The sequence below is a fragment of the Serratia sp. Z4 genome (assembly GCF_009900725.1).
Classification (GTDB): Bacteria; Pseudomonadota; Gammaproteobacteria; order Enterobacterales; family Enterobacteriaceae; genus Serratia; species Serratia nematodiphila.
The window spans coordinates 996788-1012580 of record NZ_JAAABD010000001.1; the positions used below are offsets into that span (position 1 = coordinate 996788).

The 15793-nt window shown below is 58.8% G+C and carries 18 protein-coding genes; 10 read left to right on the forward strand and 8 right to left on the reverse strand.

All coding sequences use genetic code 11. The features are described 5' to 3' along the window. The first annotated feature begins 225 nt into the window (after positions 1-225). The 3 genes from GT753_RS04850 to GT753_RS04860 all read left to right on the forward strand — a co-directional run bounded on the left by GT753_RS04850 (position 226) and on the right by GT753_RS04860 (position 2409). Positions 226-942 (forward strand): LuxR family transcriptional regulator, encoded by a 717-nt coding sequence (locus GT753_RS04850; RefSeq protein ID WP_004927994.1) that lies wholly within the window; start codon positions 226-228, stop codon positions 940-942. 180 nt (positions 943-1122) lie between these two features. Beyond that, on the forward strand, positions 1123-1551 hold the full coding sequence (locus GT753_RS04855; RefSeq protein ID WP_075686153.1) for a universal stress protein: 429 nt from the start codon (positions 1123-1125) through the stop codon (positions 1549-1551). A gap of 177 nt (positions 1552-1728) precedes the next feature. After that, positions 1729-2409, forward strand: coding sequence for a hypothetical protein (locus GT753_RS04860; RefSeq protein WP_004927990.1), 681 nt, complete (start codon positions 1729-1731; stop codon positions 2407-2409). Positions 2410-2454: 45 nt separating this feature from the next. Here the strand turns inward: GT753_RS04860 and GT753_RS04865 are convergent, their stop codons facing one another. From GT753_RS04865 to GT753_RS04880, 4 genes are read right to left on the reverse strand one after another with little or no spacing between them, the layout of a single operon-like run. After that, positions 2455-3468, reverse strand: coding sequence for an Ldh family oxidoreductase (locus GT753_RS04865; protein WP_031300116.1), 1014 nt, complete (start codon positions 3466-3468; stop codon positions 2455-2457). 19 nt (positions 3469-3487) lie between these two features. Then, positions 3488-5053 (reverse strand): APC family permease, encoded by a 1566-nt coding sequence (locus GT753_RS04870; protein WP_015377394.1) that lies wholly within the window; start codon positions 5051-5053, stop codon positions 3488-3490. 44 nt (positions 5054-5097) lie between these two features. Beyond that, entirely contained in the window at positions 5098-6714 is a 1617-nt protein-coding gene (locus tag GT753_RS04875; RefSeq protein ID WP_075684804.1) for an aldehyde dehydrogenase (NADP(+)), read from the reverse strand. A 54-nt stretch (positions 6715-6768) separates the two neighbouring features. Beyond that, entirely contained in the window at positions 6769-7689 is a 921-nt protein-coding gene (locus tag GT753_RS04880; RefSeq protein WP_015377396.1) for a dihydrodipicolinate synthase family protein, read from the reverse strand. A 29-nt stretch (positions 7690-7718) separates the two neighbouring features. Between GT753_RS04880 and GT753_RS04885 the strand changes: the two genes are divergently transcribed. After that, complete coding sequence (locus GT753_RS04885) at positions 7719-7865, forward strand: hypothetical protein (RefSeq protein WP_154612852.1); 147 nt, start codon at positions 7719-7721, stop codon at positions 7863-7865. A gap of 31 nt (positions 7866-7896) precedes the next feature. Here GT753_RS04885 and GT753_RS04890 read toward each other — a convergent pair whose 3' ends face one another. Next, a complete protein-coding gene (locus GT753_RS04890; RefSeq protein ID WP_031300114.1) occupies positions 7897-8751 on the reverse strand; it encodes an AraC family transcriptional regulator in 855 nt (284 codons plus the stop codon). 389 nt (positions 8752-9140) lie between these two features. Between GT753_RS04890 and GT753_RS04895 the strand changes: the two genes are divergently transcribed. The 4 genes from GT753_RS04895 to GT753_RS04910 are packed head-to-tail and all read left to right on the forward strand — an operon-like array spanning position 9141 to position 12730. Beyond that, entirely contained in the window at positions 9141-10088 is a 948-nt protein-coding gene (locus GT753_RS04895; RefSeq protein WP_075684803.1) for a 4-hydroxyproline epimerase, read from the forward strand. Continuing rightward, positions 10088-11212, forward strand: coding sequence for an FAD-binding oxidoreductase (locus GT753_RS04900; RefSeq protein WP_075684802.1), 1125 nt, complete (start codon positions 10088-10090; stop codon positions 11210-11212). The genes GT753_RS04895 and GT753_RS04900 overlap by 1 nt, the downstream gene beginning before the upstream one ends. Continuing rightward, the gene (locus GT753_RS04905; protein ID WP_075684801.1) at positions 11209-11469 is read left to right on the forward strand and encodes a (2Fe-2S)-binding protein; all 261 of its coding nucleotides are present in this window, start codon (positions 11209-11211) and stop codon (positions 11467-11469) included. Before GT753_RS04900 ends, GT753_RS04905 begins: the two co-directional genes overlap by 4 nt. Beyond that, entirely contained in the window at positions 11462-12730 is a 1269-nt protein-coding gene (locus GT753_RS04910; protein ID WP_075684800.1) for an FAD-dependent oxidoreductase, read from the forward strand. Before GT753_RS04905 ends, GT753_RS04910 begins: the two co-directional genes overlap by 8 nt. A 40-nt stretch (positions 12731-12770) precedes the next feature. Here GT753_RS04910 and GT753_RS04915 read toward each other — a convergent pair whose 3' ends face one another. Continuing rightward, a complete protein-coding gene (locus GT753_RS04915; protein WP_015377401.1) occupies positions 12771-13130 on the reverse strand; it encodes a hypothetical protein in 360 nt (119 codons plus the stop codon). 544 nt (positions 13131-13674) lie between these two features. Here GT753_RS04915 and GT753_RS04920 point away from each other — a divergent pair. Further along, entirely contained in the window at positions 13675-13989 is a 315-nt protein-coding gene (locus tag GT753_RS04920; RefSeq protein WP_033633390.1) for a hypothetical protein, read from the forward strand. Between the two features lie 171 nt (positions 13990-14160). Continuing rightward, a complete protein-coding gene (locus GT753_RS04925) occupies positions 14161-14592 on the forward strand; it encodes a hypothetical protein (protein ID WP_028128013.1) in 432 nt (143 codons plus the stop codon). A 17-nt stretch (positions 14593-14609) separates the two neighbouring features. Here the strand turns inward: GT753_RS04925 and GT753_RS04930 are convergent, their stop codons facing one another. Together GT753_RS04930 and GT753_RS04935 are read right to left on the reverse strand one after the other, a co-directional pair. After that, positions 14610-14951 (reverse strand): GlpM family protein, encoded by a 342-nt coding sequence (locus GT753_RS04930; protein ID WP_004927953.1) that lies wholly within the window; start codon positions 14949-14951, stop codon positions 14610-14612. 123 nt (positions 14952-15074) lie between these two features. Continuing rightward, positions 15075-15299 carry a DUF2594 family protein gene (locus tag GT753_RS04935; RefSeq protein ID WP_004927950.1) on the reverse strand — a complete coding sequence of 75 codons (225 nt, stop codon included), beginning with the start codon at positions 15297-15299 and terminating at the stop codon, positions 15075-15077. Between the last annotated feature and the right edge of the window lie 494 nt (positions 15300-15793).

Sequence of the window (15793 nt, forward strand, 5' to 3'; positions counted from 1 at the left end):
TGTCTAACGGTAGAAATGACAGGTTTACGTGTCGAGGAGAGTATGCTATTCGCGTAGTTTTCCTGTTCGGCGCAATAAAAAGGCTTATTTTAAGGGGAATAGCTGTTTTCGTTATAGCGTTGGTATTTTTTATTATATGAAACGGCTACTGGCGCCGGGCGGCGATATTCTATAGTGAATCTGACCTATCGATAAATCGGCATCGCTATCTGGAGAATCTGCGTTATGGATACCCGCACTCAACGGCTCATGGCGGAGGTGATTGGCAGCCTGGCCGATCGCGAATGCTTTCTGACGCAGCTGGGGCCCTGCGCCGAGGCGTTGGGGTTTGATTATTTCTCCTACATCGTGTTTTCCTGTTATCCGGCCAGCAGCCCCAAGATGCTGATCGAAGGGAATATTTCAACGAACTATCTCGAGGATTATCGGCGGCAGCGGGTATATTTGCAGGATCCGGTTATTGAGCGTGCTCACCATTCCACGCTGCAGTTTCAGTGGGACGAAAGCTTTTATCATGAGCGGCCGACGCTTTGGCGGCGTATGGCGCAATTCGGCTTGTGCGCCGGTTGGTCGCAGTCGGTCAAGGATTGCTATGGCAGGTTGGGGATCCTGACGTTTGCCGGTAAAGCGCTACCTGAGCAAACGCCGCAAGCGCGTGCGGCAAATGAAACTTTTTTCCTTTGGCTGGCGCAGACCGCCCATAAAACGCTGCGGGAGGCCTTGATATCGGTGAATGATGACGCGATAAAAGATGTGTTGACGCTGCGCGAAAAAGACATTTTACGCTGGAGCAGCGAAGGGAAAACGGCGGAAGAGATCGCATTGTTGATGGGGGTGAGCGAGCGCACGATCAATTTTCACATCGGCAACTCGATTAAAAAGCTTTCTGTCGCCAATAAGACCGCCGCTACCGCCAAAGCGGTTTATTTACAGCTAATTTAATCTCGAGTAATAAATAATTAATCGCCTATCCGTTATCGGTGTAATGTTTATATTTTGTTAAATTAAAAACTATCCTTGTCAGTATTTACCCCTCGATCACAAAAGCGTGATAAAGCGATTCACCGCGCCCGTGCGCGGCAGTATTCTGTTGGCACCCGGTTTACATAGAAAGGACGTGATATGTACAAGACTATTTTAGTGCCGATCGATATTGAAGAGGATCTGTTGACCGAGCATGCGCTGAAGCATGTGGAATATTTGGCGAAGATGTCCGACGCTAAAGTGCATTTCTTCCATGCGCTGCCGGATGCCTCGGCTTTTGTTACTGCCTATTCGTTCGGCCTCAAGGAGTTTGAGAATCAGGCGGAGGTGAAGGCGGTGGATAGACTGAAGAAAATCATGTCGGAAATCGATCTGCCGTTGGATCGCCTCAATTACACCGTCAGCTTCGGTTCTGCACGCGATCAGGTGTTGGAACTGGCGGAAGAGATCGACGCCGATCTGATCATCATCGGTTCGCGTCGCCCGAGCGTGAAAACCTATCTGCTGGGGTCCAATGCCGCTGCTATCGTTCGCCATGCCAATATTTCGGTGATGGTGGTCAGATAATTCATCTTAAACTCACCGTTTTCGGGCACGTTCTGCGGTTACCGGCCGGCTGCAGAGCGTGCTTTGCGTTTTATTGCCATCCCAGTCTGAACTGCTACGATTTTAGCTGACGTTTTTATGCCAACCGGGCCACCGGCCTTGCGCATATTTTTCATTTCAGCCAGAAGAGGGGCAGCTATGCCATTAGAAGTCGATGGGATTATCAGAGGCGATCGGGGCAGTGAACCGAGCCGTTGGCAACATGCGTCAACCAAACCGCTTATCACGCTAACCTGGCACCACACCATTCCCTGGAACTGTTTGCGTAATGTCTGGAATGGTTTGGTGGCGGGGCAGCATTGGAACGCGCTGGACGAGTTTATGAATCTGATCGGTGTGCCAAACCGCGCCGCGGTGCTCAAACAGATCCAGAATAAAAACCTGCAGGATCGCGATGGATTACACACTCTGGTGACCTGGCAAGGATGGAATATCGTCGAGGGGCCAGGTAATGAGTATCGCGCGCAGGGGGACGATCCCGGTGAAAACTTCGACGGTTGGTCGGGTAAGGGGATGAGCACTAATCAGCAAGCGACGCTGCAGCAGGTCAACGTGTTGTATCAGGTGATGGCTCCGCTGGGAAGCCGTGCGCTGGACGCCGCCAGACAGGCGCCGCCCATTACTGCGGAAGAAGCAGACGTCTTGCAACGGACGATTAAACAGACCCGCCCAACGTTGCGAGGAAAGGAACCGATCCGGTGGCAAGAAGACATGTGGCATCAGGTGCAGCCGGGTAAAGAGGCGAAACACTTTGCACGCTGGGACACCAAACCGGTATGGCGCAAGCGCCTGCACAGCGACATGGCTCAGGCTGGATAAGCCTCTCCCCGCGCCGGGTTGCCGGCGCGGGGCATAAATCCAGCGTTAATCGCACAGCGCCACTATTTCGTCGTACAACGCCTTGGGGATTTCCACGCCGTATTGCTCGCTCTGGCGCCGTTGCCGATAACGGCGTTCGCCGGGGATGCGGGCGCCTTGCGCCTGCATATCGGCAAACATCGCCTCCGCTCCGACGAAATATTTCGCCTTATCCGCACCGAGAAAACGCTCGGGATCCAACGCGATGACCAGCTCACCACCGTAAGGCGACGAACCGGTGCCATCGTCATAGGCCAGCGATTCCTTGCTGGTCATATCGCCGATCAGCGGCCCTGCCAGCAATTCAACCATTGCCGCCAGCGCCGAACCCTTATGCCCGCCGAAGGTCAGCATCGCGCCCTCCAACACGCTGGCGGCATCGGTGGACGGGTTGCCTGCCTTATCAATGCCCCAGCCTTCAGGCAGCGGGGTGCCGGCGCGGCGGTGTAATTCGATTTCGCCGCGCGCTGCCGCGCTGGTGGCCATGTCGAACAAAAACGGCGGCCGATCCGGACGCGGCCAGCCGAAGGCGATGGGGTTGGTGCCGAAGAGCGGTCGCGAACCGCCGGCCGGCGTCACCCAGGCGTGGCTGGGCGTGCAGGCCAAGGCCACCAACCCCTGCTCGGTCAGCGGTTCGATATCGGCCCACAGCGCGGAGAAATGCACGCAGCGGTTGATCGCCAGCGCGGCGACACCGTTGGTGCGCACTTTCTCGATAAAGGCCGGCAGAGCGGTGCGGTAGGCCAGCAGGGAAAACGCACCGCCGGCGTCGGCGCGCAAGATGGCCGGCGCCTGGTCGAGCAATCTGGGCATCGCATCGGCAGAAACCTTGCCTGCCCGCAGCGATCGCACGCAGCCCAACAGCCGGTACAGCCCGTGAGAAGCGCAGCCGTCGCGTTCGCCCTGGGTGACATTTTGCGCCACCGCCTCGGCATGCGCCTGATTGAAACCGTTGCTGCGCAGCGTACGCAACGCCAGTTGATAAGCCTGTTCCAGCGACAGCACATGCATGGATGTCATTTCGATGTCCTCCCTGGGTTCATTCTTCTTCATCGCCGATAAAATTGGCCTGGGGTAAACAGGTATAGGCGCCCCAGTAGTAAATCGCCAGCGCAATCACCGCCATGGTGAGGGTGTCCCATGGATGAGCAATAGCGCCGATGCCGCCGAAGCTGCTGAGGTAGGAAAGCCCGATCACCAGCGCATAGAAGACGATCAGCCACAGCGAGGACCAAATTTGCTGCCTGAGGCTAACGGCGTGGGTCGGCACCTGATTCTTGAACAGGATGTAGATGAAGAACATCAGGATCTGCAAGCCGAGCAGCCAGGAGACGGTGTCCCAGCCGGACCAGAAGACGATCAGCGCCGAAATGATAAACGACAGCGGGCCGAGCACGCAGAAACCGCGGACCCGGAACGGACGCGGCATATCGGGCGCATTGCGCCGCAGCCCGGCGGCGGTGACCGGGGCGATGGCGTAGCTCAGCACCAGTGCGGCGGACACCACGCCGATCAGTTTTTCCCAGGATGGGAACGGCAGCGTCCAGAATACCGAGAGAGCGAAGGTTAGCCACAGCGCCGGGCGAGGAATACCTGACTCGCCATCCACCCGGGTGAACAGTTTGAAGAAGGTGCCGGCGCGCGCCCAACCGTAGATCACGCGGGGCGTGGCGTTCATATAGATATTGCCGGTGCCGCTCGGCGAAACGATCGCGTCGCTGACCACCAGAAACGCCAGCCATCCCATGCCCAGCGTGATGGCGATGTCGCGGAACGGCAGGGAGAACTGTTGGCTGATGCCGGCCCAGCCGCCGCTCAGCATCTCGCTGGGGATGCTGCCGAGAAACGCTATCTGCAGCAGCACATAGATGATGGTGGACAGCACCACCGACAGGATCAGCGCGATGGGAATGGTGCGCTGCGGCCGTTGCACCTCGCTGGCGACCGAAATGATCGGCGTCAGGCCGAGGTAGGCGAAGATGATGCCGCCGGCGGAAATGGCGGCCTCAACGCCGGCGGAACCGAAGGGAGCAAAGCCTTGGCTGTGCAGGTTTTCCGGTTTGAAAAAGCTGAACAACACCACGATCACCAACAGCGGCACCAGAAACTTCAGCACGCTGATCAGGTTATTGGATTTGGCGAAGGTTTTGACGCTGTAATAGTTGAGCGCGAAGAAAAAGCACAGCAGCGCCAGCTGCACCAGCCAGCCGATCGCGGTTGGATCGCCGGAACCTGGCTGACTGAGGAACGGGAACCAGGCGGCGGCGTACTGCCGGGCGGCGACGACTTCGATGGCGATCAGGCTCGAGAAGGCGATCAGCGTGATAAACCCCAGCAGATAACCCATCAGTTCGCCGTGCGAGAATACCGGATAGCGAATGATGCCGCCGGCGCGCGGCAGGGCGGCACCCAGCTCGCAGTAGACGATGCCGAGCAGCAGCACCGCCAGGCCGCCGATCAGCCAGGAATAGATGCCGGCCGGGCCGGCGATGGAGGAGACATGGCTGGCGGCGAACAGCCAACCGGAGCCGAAGATGGCGCCCAGACCGATGAACGTCAGGTCGGTGAGCGTAAGCTGCTTCTTGAATTTGCCTTGGGTTGTCATGGTATTACCCTTTTGTTATTGAATGGCAGGCAGATGCGGCCGGGCTAATTTGGGGCAGGTGAAACCAGGGGGGCTCGGGTGTAAACGCCGTTCACCAGCCGCAGCAGGTTGAGCGGGTTGGCGTCCTGCAGCGCCGGCGGCAACAGCGCCGCAGGGGTGTTTTGCAAACAAACCGGCCGCAGGAAACGCTCGATGGCCAGCGTGCCTACCGAGGTGCCGCGTGCGTCGCTGGTGGCCGGGTAAGGGCCGCCGTGCACCATGGCGTCGCACACTTCCACCCCGGTCGGATACCCGTTGAACAGCACCCGACCGGCTTTGCGCGCCAACAGTGTCGTCAGCCCGGCGGCCACATCGAGATCGTCGTCGTCCGCCAGCAACGTGGCGGTCAACTGGCCTTGCAATGCCGTTAGCGCCGCATGCAGCTGCGCTTCGTTATCCACCGCCACCAGGATGCTGACCGGGCCGAAGACCTCTTGTTGCAGCAGCGGGTCAGCCTGCAGCAACAGCGCCTCTTCCGCCTGATAAAGCTGCGCCGCCGCCCGAAGCATGGGCGTTTCGCTTCGGCCTGCGAGACGCCGCATACCTGGATGGGCATCGAGGACCGCCAGCCCGTGACGGTAGTGCTCCAGCGTGCCGGCATTCAGCATCGGCTGCGGCTCGGCGGCGTTGACCAGGGCGCTCATCGTTTCGGTTAACCGATCGAAGGCGGCGCCGCGCAGCGCGACGATTACGCCGGGCTTGGTGCAGAACTGACCGCAGCCGAGTGTGAAGGAAGAGACCAGTTCCTGCGCAATGCGCTGCCCGCGCCGCGCCAACGCCTTGGGCAGGATCACTACCGGATTGATGCTCGACATTTCTGCGAAGACCGGGATAGGTTGAGGGCGTTGCATCGCCAGATCGAAGAGCGCCCGGCCGCCTTGCAGCGAGCCGGTGAATCCCACTGCCTGAATCGCCGGATGTTGTACCAAATCGGCCCCCACGCGGTTGCCGAAGATCATGTTGAAGACGCCAGCGGGCATCCTTGTGCGTTCCCGAGCGCGCTCGATCGCCTGAGCGGTCAGCTCGGCGGTGATCATATGGCCGCTGTGCGCCTTGAACACGACCGGGCAACCGGCGGCGAGCGCGGCGGAGGTATCACCGCCCGCGGTGGAAAACGCCAGCGGGAAGTTGCTGGCGCCGAAGACCGCCACCGGGCCGAGCGCCGTGCGGTATTGCCGCAGATCGGGGCGCGGCAGGGGGGAACGCTGCGGCAGCGCGCAGTCGATGCGCACGCCCTCGACGTCACCGCGCCGCAGCAGCGTGGCGAACAGCCGCATCTGGCCGCTGGTTCTGGCGCGTTCGCCGCTCAACCGCGCAGACGGCAAGGCCGTTTCCTGCATGGCGAAGGTGAAGAAAACATCATCCAATGCGTCTAACTCTTCGGCGATGGCGTCGAGAAAGTTCGCGCGTTGTTCTGCACTGAGCTGTGAATAGGGCGCAAAGGCTGCTGCGGCGGCTTCTGCGGCGGCGGCGGTTTCTGCCGCCGTGGCCTGGTGGAAGCGGTAGCCGGTTGGCTGACCGTCGTCGGCGCGCAGGCTACACAGCGACGCTTCCCCTTCGGCGCGGCGTTGGCCGCCGATAAATTGTTGGCCGCTGATGGCGGCGTAGCGATCGTTGGGCATCGGTTCCCCCGGTAGATAAAGCATGACGCCCGGCATGGCCGGGCGATGAAGGCGTCACAGGCCGACGTTCGGCAGCGCAGGGCGGGTGGCCAGCGCTTTATCGATCACGGCGTTGATCTCGGTGAGCGTTTCTCCCTGCAGCGCCAGGCGCGGAGGGCGAGTGACAGCGCTGCCGCGGCCGACCCGCTGTTCGCAGAGTTTGATGCACTGCACCAGATCGGGGCGGGCATCGAGGTGCAGCAGCGGCATAAACCAGCTGTATAGCGCCAACGCTTCCTCATAGCGTTTTTCCTTCGCCAGCCGGAACAGGGTTTCCCCTTCGCGCGGGAAGGCATTGGACATGCCGGAGATCCAGCCTTGCGCGCCGACGGCGATGCTTTCCAGCACCACATCGTCCAATCCGGCGAACAGCACGAAGCGATCGCCGACTTCATTGCGCAGGTCGATAAAGCGGCGGGTATCGCCCGACGAGTCTTTGAAGCACACGATGTTCTCGCAGTCGACCAGCGAGGTCAGAATGTCGGGCGTGACGTCATTTTTGTAAATGGGAGGGTTGTTGTAGACCATTATCGGCAGATCGGTCGCGCCAGCGACGCTGCGGAAGTGCGCGGCGGTTTCGTGCGGTTTGGCGGAGTAGACCAGCGCCGGCATCACCATAATTCCGTCGACGCCGGCCTTTTGCGCTTCACGCGCCATGTTCTGCGCGAAGGCGGTGGTGAACTCGGCGATGCCGGCGATCACCGGCACTTTACCGTCGGCGGCGTCTTTCGCCACCTCGATCACCGCCAGCTTTTCCTGCACTGTCATCGAGGTATTTTCACCGACGGTGCCGCACACCACCAGGCCGGAGACGCCGTCGCGCACCAGGTTTTTGATCACCGTATGGGTGGCGTCGAGATCCAGAGAGAAATCGTTGCGAAATTGGGTCGTCACCGCCGGGAATACGCCGCTCCAGCTTAGGGTTTTATGGCTCATCGTGTTTGTCCTGTCGTCCGAAAGTGTTAATGAAAAGTGAATCTTTGGTAAGGCTCACCGACAGATTGACCGGTATTGCGCAGGGAGGCTTGACGCTTTTCGCCGATTGCCGCGACGAAATTGGCACAATAGCGGCGGAAAGCGGGCGTGAAAAATCGGGCGTCGGTACGCCGTGAGAAGAGAGGGTTAACGGGGTAAATCAGCGCGTTAAGCGGAAAGCGTCAGGCGAAAATCGCGCGGCGTGGAGCCGGTCATCGCTTTGAACTGACGGCTGAAGGCGCTGTGATCGGTATAGCCGCACTGCAGCGCGATGTCCGTGATCGGCAGATCGCCGGCCAGGAGTTCCGTGGCCTTTTCCAGCCGCACTTTGTGGATCATCTGGCGCGGAGTGAGGTGGAAGATACGTTTGCAGTAGCGTTCGATCTGCGCCACCGATAACCCGGTCAGCGCCGTCAGCTCTTCAAGCGCGATCGGTCTGGCGTAGTGGCGGCGGATATGCACGTCGATCGCCGCCAGCCGCTGGTAGGCCGGGTGATTGGCTCTGGCCTCCTGCAGATCGTGAGAAATACCCGCCATACCGATGATTTTTCCCTGCGCGTCATACAGCGCCAGCTTTTGCGTCAGGCACCAGCCGGTTTCTCGGCCGTTGTACAGGTGCATTTCCAGCTGATCCTGGATCAGCACGCCGTGGCGCAATACCCGCAGATCCTGCTCGGTATAGCCAGATCCGAGCTGAGCGGGAAAAACGTCGGCGGAGGTTTTGCCCAGCAGCGGCGTCACGGTTTTGAAACCGCAGCGCCTGGCCAGCGTCAGGTTAGCCAGCAGGTAGCGAGCCTGGGCGTCTTTGATAAAGAACACCACGTTGGGGATCGCGTTCAGCAACGGCGCGATCAGCGCCAGCGTATTCAGCAGATCGCGCAGGTTGTTCGGGCGCTGCTGCGCCAGCCCGTCGCACAGGCGCGACAGATGTTCGACGGCAAAAACGTCCTCCTGCTCCGGCAGCCCCACAAGCGAAGGCGGCGAGAGAGAAACCGGAGGCGGGTAGTCTGAAGTGGATCGCATAACAGTCCCTTTTCGGTCGTTAGCCGGAAAAACAGGCGAGCCAGGTTGGCGCTTTCGCATCAATATTAACTTTTTTGTAACGAAGCAAGCGCTATTTCCGGCGGGCTGCCAAATATGCGGATTGCCGCATACTTTTGCCGGACGGTGTTTGGCGGTTGCTTGAAAACTGCGGCGTTTCTCGCTACGCAAGGGTTTAGCATAAAAATAACGACATGATAAATAAGTCATTATTATGACAACCGTTAAACTCATACCCGCGACGCGTCAGGCCTGACGTTTGTCACTGTGCTGATTTCTTCATTCGCTGCGCCGAAACGCATCAAGCCGTCATGCTCACATTCGTTCAGGCTAATGCCATTGGTAACATCTCATTAACCCAGGAGACGCCGATGGCACTTTCTGCGCATATCACCGCTTTGCGGGCGATCGATTCTCATACCGGCGGAGAGCCGACCCGCCTGATCGTGGAAGGTTTTCCCGATCTCGGCGAGGGTAGCATGGCGGAACGGCGGGCGCGTTTCGCACAACATTATGACGATTGGCGCTGCGCGGTGATGCTCGAACCGCGTGGCAATGACGTGCTGGTGGGGGCGTTGCTGTGCCGCCCCTGCTCGCCACAGGCCACCGCCGGGGTGATCTTCTTTAACAACAGCGGCTATCTGGGCATGTGCGGGCACGGCACTATCGGGCTGATCGCTTCGCTGGCTCATCTGGGGCGCATCTACGCCGGGCGCCATCTGATCGAGACCCCGGTCGGCCCGGTAAGCGCCACGCTGCATGATGACGGCAGCGTCACGGTGGAGAACGTGGCGGCTTATCGCTACCGCCGCCAGGTGCGGCTTGAGGTTGCCGGTCACGGGCCGGTGACGGGTGACATCGCCTGGGGGGGCAACTGGTTCTTCCTGATCGGCGAGTCACCGTTGCCCATCGATAAACACAATCTGGAGGCCTTGACCGCGTTCACCTGGGCGGTGCGGCAAACGTTGGAACAGGCGGGCATCCGCGGTGAAGACGGCGGTGCGATAGACCATATCGAACTGTTTGGTGACGATCCGCAGGCCGACAGCCGCAGCTTCGTGCTGTGCCCCGGCAAAGCCTATGACCGTTCTCCGTGCGGTACCGGCACCAGCGCCAAACTGGCGTGTCTGGCGGCGGACGGCAAACTGCCGCCGGACACGCAGTGGCGGCAGGCCAGCGTGATCGGCAGCGAATTCCAGGCCTATTATCGTTGGAACGGCGATCGCATTGCCCCCTTTATTCGCGGGCAGGCCTATGTGTGCGCCGATAGCCAACTGCTGCTCGACGAACGCGATCCCTTCGTCTGGGGGATACGCTGATGGGCGCCGAGCGGGGAGCCGATGTCATCGTGGTCGGTGCCGGTATCATTGGCGCCGCTTGCGCCTGGCGGCTGGCGCGGGAAGGGTATCGTGTCTCTGTGGTGGACGATCGCCGCGCCGGCGCCACCGCCGCCGGTATGGGGCATCTGGTTTGCATGGACGATAATCCTGCCGAGCTGGCGTTGAGCGCTTATTCGCTGCGGTTGTGGCGCGAAGTGACGGGGCGCATGCCGGAAGCCTGCGCCTGGCGTGGCTGCGGTACGCTGTGGTTGGCGGATCAAGCGGATGAAATGGCCATCGCCGAGCAAAAGCGGGCGCGGCTGGCGGAGCAGGGCGTGGCCGCGGAACTGCTGACGGCAGAGCAGCTCGCCGTCATGGAGCCGATGCTGCGGCACGGCCTGGCCGGCGGACTGCGGGTGCCGGGCGACGGCATTCTGTATGCGCCGCTCGCGGCTCGCTGGCTGTTGGCCGACCGTGGTGCGGCAATTGACGTGGTGCATGGTGAAGCGACAGCGTTGGAAGAGGAAGCCGTGCGGCTGGCGGACGGCAGGCGTCTGGCCGCGCCGGTGGTGGTCCTGGCCTGCGGCCTTAGGGCCAATAGCCTATTACCGCAGACTTTGCTTCACGCCAAGAAGGGCCAGCTGGCGATCACCGATCGCTACCCGCCGCGGGTGCGGCATCAACTGGTGGAGCTGGGGTATGGCGCCAGCGCGCATGCCAGTAACGGCACGTCGGTGGCTTTCAATGTGCAGGCGCGGCCCACCGGACAATGGCTGATCGGCTCTTCCCGCCAGTTCGACGCCGTCGATTCGGCGTTGGACATGCCGCTGTTGGCGGCAATGCTTACGCGTGCACAGCATTTCTTGCCCGCACTGGCGCAGATGAACATCATTCGCTGCTGGACCGGGTTGCGCGCCGCCTCTGCCGACGGGCTGCCGCTGTTGGGCGTGCATCCGCGGCATTCCTGGCTGTGGCTGGCGCTGGGGCATGAGGGATTGGGCGTCACGACTGCGCTCGGCAGCGCTGCGCTGATTACTGCGCAGATTGGCCGGCAAACGCCGGAGATTGACGATTCCCCGTATTTGGCTGCGCGGGCGTTTGCCGCCGAGGAGTTGCCTGTATGAATGAAAGACAAAATACGATCGCGTTGATCATCGATGGAGAACACCGGCGGGTGCCGGTTGGTCTCAGCGTTGCTGCGGCGCTCAGCCTGTGCGGCGACGATCGTTGTCGGTTATCTGTTTCACACCAACCGCGGGCTCCCTTTTGTGGCATGGGCGTTTGTCAGGAGTGCCGGGTGACCATTAACGGCCTGCGTCGGCTGGCGTGCCAAACGCTGTGCCAAGCCGGCATGCGCATAGAGAGGAACGATGATGAGTAACTTCAGTTGTGAGGTGCTGATCGTCGGTGCCGGGCCGGCCGGCATGGCGGCTGCGCTGGCCGCTGCGGAAAGTGGTGGCCAGGTGCGAATGATTGATGATAATCCGCATCCCGGCGGGCAAATCTGGCGCGACGGGATGCAGGTGGCTTTACCTGAAACGGCGAACCGCTATCGGCAGGCGGTGGCGGCGCGGGAAAATATTGCGCTGCAGTCTGGCTGCAAGCTGGTGGCGCAGTGTGGCGCTAACCGATTGGCATATGAAGACGCCGAGGGCTGCGGCGTGATTCGCTATCAAAAGCTGATTTTATGCAATGGCGCGCGTGAATTGTTGTTGCCGTTTCCCGGCTGGACGCTGCCGGGGGTGACCGGCGCCGGTGGTCTACAGGCGCAAATCAAGCAGGGGTTGGCGATCCGCGGCGAGCGAGTGGTGATCGCCGGCAGTGGTCCGCTGCTGTTGGCGGTGGCCGACAGCGTGAAACAGGCCGGCGGAGAGGTGGTCATGTTGGCGGAGCAGGCGCCGCTGTGGCGGTTGGCGGCGTTTGCCGGCGGCCTGTGGCGCTGGCCGGCCAAGCTGCGTCAGGCGTTTTCTTTGATGCCGCATCATTACCGTGCCGGTAGCCGGGTGCAGGCGGCGTTGGGGCAAGCACGTTTAACCTCGGTGCGTGTCAATAACGGCGGGCGGGAAAGAACGATCGCCTGCGACAGGTTGGCCTGCGGTTTTGGTCTGGTGGCGAACATTGAGCTGGCGATGCTGTTGGGGTGTCGGATAGAACATGACGCCGTAGCGGTGAATCATTGGCAGCAAACCAGCCAGGTGCAAATTTTTGCTGCCGGGGAGTGTACCGGCATCGGCGGCAGTGAATTGGCGCTCACTGAAGGTGCCATTGCCGGCTATGCCGCCACCGGGCAGCGGGAAAAGGCAGAGCGCCTGGCGGCGCAGCGGCGGCGGTGGCGGCGTTTCGCCACGGCGGCGGCAAATGCCTTCGCACTCGATGAGCGCTTGAATTCGCTGGCCAATCCGCAAACGTTACTGTGCCGCTGCGAAGACGTTACGTTGGAACAGGTACGCCATCAGCCGGATTGGAACACGGCTAAGATGAGCAGCCGCTGTGGTATGGGGGCATGCCAGGGTAAAGTCTGCGCAACGGCGGCGAGGCAGCTTTTGGGCTGGCCTTTGCCGTCGCCGCGTGTGCCTTTAACGCCGGTCAGGACAGAAACGCTGGTTGCGCTGGGGCTGAACCGATGTGATGACGATGGTTGAATGGGTTAGCGGCATCTCGCCCCAGGCAAACGCCGCCACATTACCATTGCGGCCAATAGTAGGTTTTCTCCCGCCAGCCTTTGCCGTACATACAGGCTTCGATGGTGGCGTCTCGGGCGGACTGATTGCGATCGGTCTGCACTGTTTTAATCGACGGCTCCTTGTCGTAGCGGTATCCCGATGGACAGTCTTTCTTATTCTTCTCGCAAGGAATGTATTTGTTTTCGTAGCTGAACTCCACGTCCCGCACCACGTCCGGGGGGAAGCGATCGTATCCGCGGCTGCGGCATTCGGCATATTCGGCATTCCGGGTACTCTCAACCGCGCCAGGCCTTTCCCATTGGGTGCAGGCGGTCAACATCAATAACGGCAAAACAATCAAACAACGGAAATTCTTCATGGTGTCCCTAACTCTTTCTCTATCCTGAGGCTCGCAGCCTAGGAATGTTCCTAACTGACGAGGTGGGAAAGTGTAATAAACTGGCGGAACAATTGGAAATGATAATGGTTATTGTTTAGGTGTGATTGAGGAAGTGCCGCGTTGAGAGAGGATGTGGTGCATTGAGGGCAGTCTGTAAGGATCCGCGACCTCACGGCGAGGGCTGGACGATGTGGCATTGATTTTATTCATTCTCTTTATGCCGCAATGATCCGACCGCAATTGCATCGTTTTAATGAGGGAAATAATATGCAGGCTAAGTATTTTCTTATCCGGTATGACTATTATTTTTATTTAGGATATTTACCCATGCCAAGGATTTAATGCTCAGTATTAATACCTTATTTTTTTATTTCTGTTTTTTTATTGGGGTTTTATTTTCAGGTTTTTTCTGGGGAAGACTTTTTAGTTACAGGGAATTCATTTGCATTTTAAATTTGGATTTTTTAAATTCATTTTAGAGGAAGGATAACCGTACGAGACAGAGTCAAAAAAGGAGTTTATTTTGTCTGGGATAAAGAAAACGCCTGAAAGTCATGACGGTTTACCTTCACCATCAGAGGATTATGATACTTTTAAGCACCTCTCCGATGTTGGCGCCGTGTTGGGATATGGGCGAACCCGCTTTTATCAGTGGTGCCGTGGGCGCGGATTTCTAACCCCGATGAACGTTCCGTCCCATGAAATGATCAGCCTGGGATATATGGTGGCGGTGTTATCAGAGACCGGTCATACCCGGGTTTATGTCACGCAGGATGGTTTCAGTTACGTCAGTGGTGCTTTTGCGGCAGATATCCAACGTGGCATGATCAAGTTTTAAATCTGCAAGAATCGCCTTTATTTCAATGGCTTTAATGCAGAATCTTCTTATCCCTGCAGGTTCTTGAGAGGAGTGGGAAGTTATCCGATTTTTTCGTCTCTGCGGTATGAAGGCTACTGGAGAAAGCTATTCTCTTGCTACGATAAGCATTATTTTCTTCAGGAGCCAAGGATGAAGCATTACGCCGCGTTGTTATTTGCCTCTGCACTGCTGACGGGGTGTGCGACTCAAGCCGTACCGCCGCAACAGGCTGAGTTGCCCCCCCCAAGCCGTCTGATGCTCTATCAGAATATCCCGGATACGCCTTACGCTACGGTGGTCGTGGTGCGCGACAGCGGAATGTTGGCGGGCAGCTGCCGCACTGGCGTCTATGTGAATGGGGAGTTTGCCGCTTCACTCGAGGCAAAAGAAAAAGCAGAGTTTCGCGTGCCGCCAGGCAATATTTCGGTCAGTATCGGGCAAGATATGATCGAGAACTCTCTATGTATTTGGCGTGAAACCAGCGGCAGCGTGCCGATGACGCTGCGCGCCGGTGAAAGCCGCTATCTGCGCATCGCCGGCGATCGGCAGCGAGGCTTCGTGTTGCAGGCAGGGCGGCCGTAACAGCCCAGGCAAGGGCGTTAACGCCCTTGCCACCATCCCCACAGCGTAATTAATAGCCACGCCGCCGCAATCCAGCACAGTACCGCCGCCCCCAGCGCTAACGACAGCCGCAGGCTGTTAATCAGGAAATACAGCGAAATCAAATATACCAGGTAGGGCAATACCGCCCACATGCCGAAAATCAGCGTCGTTTTCAGTGCCGCAATTGAACGTTCGCTGCCGACAATGTAATGCGCAATCAGGGCGAAAGTGGGAAAGAGCGGGACTAAACCGGCGATATAATAGTTGCGCGTTTTGGCCAGCAGGCCGATTAGAACCACGACCAGCGCGCCGATCAGCGCTTTGACAAGGATGCCCATAACGGTCTCGGGTGTGGGGGAGAAAGTCAACACACTGCCCGAAAGCACGTGCAAGATCAATGGAGTGTGGCGCAGCGTGGTGAAAAGCAGACCCACAAGAAGTGCGGGTCTGGGGCGCAACGCTTACTGACGGTAAGCGTGCTTGATTTGCTGAATGCTGTTCTTGAAGATTTCTGCCTGAGTCGGATCTTCAATCTGCGCGATGAAACGTTCCATGTTGATGATGACTTTCCCGGCGTCGGCCTGGCCGATCGACTTCAAGATCAGCGTCAGCGTAGCTTTGAGGCAGGCAACCTCGGTCGCCAAGATTTCCGGGTTTGCAGACGTAGTGAAATCAACGTTGCTCATTTTCTCTCCTGATTTTTTGAGGCCGTAGCCTGATACAAGCTGCTTTGGCGCACCGCGCGCGGGCTAAAAAGTAGCCCCGGGCGCGGCGGCGAATTTAACTGGGCGCGGAGTATAGCATAGCATGAGTCTGTCATCTGCACCGGGCTTGCTCAGGTCTCGCGGGTGGGCAACGTTCGCTCATTGCCTGTCTGAATCATCTACTCTTGGCAAGTTATTTCGAGGTGGTTAACAAGTATTTTTCCGGTACGTTATTGTTGAACAATCGGGGTTATTATAATTATTGGGGGCGGAGGCGCCGATTTTACCGGCGTTTGCCGGGAATAATAGTTTCGACCGAGGGTTGCCGGACCCACGTTGGCCGCAGATTTTGTTACGCCTTTAAATATCAAATGATTACAAACAGCCAACAGCCGTGTTAATATTATTCATGTCGTGATTGCTTACACAGATTTCTCCCTCGCGGCATGATTGTCGCGCTATCCTGTGTCAGACGC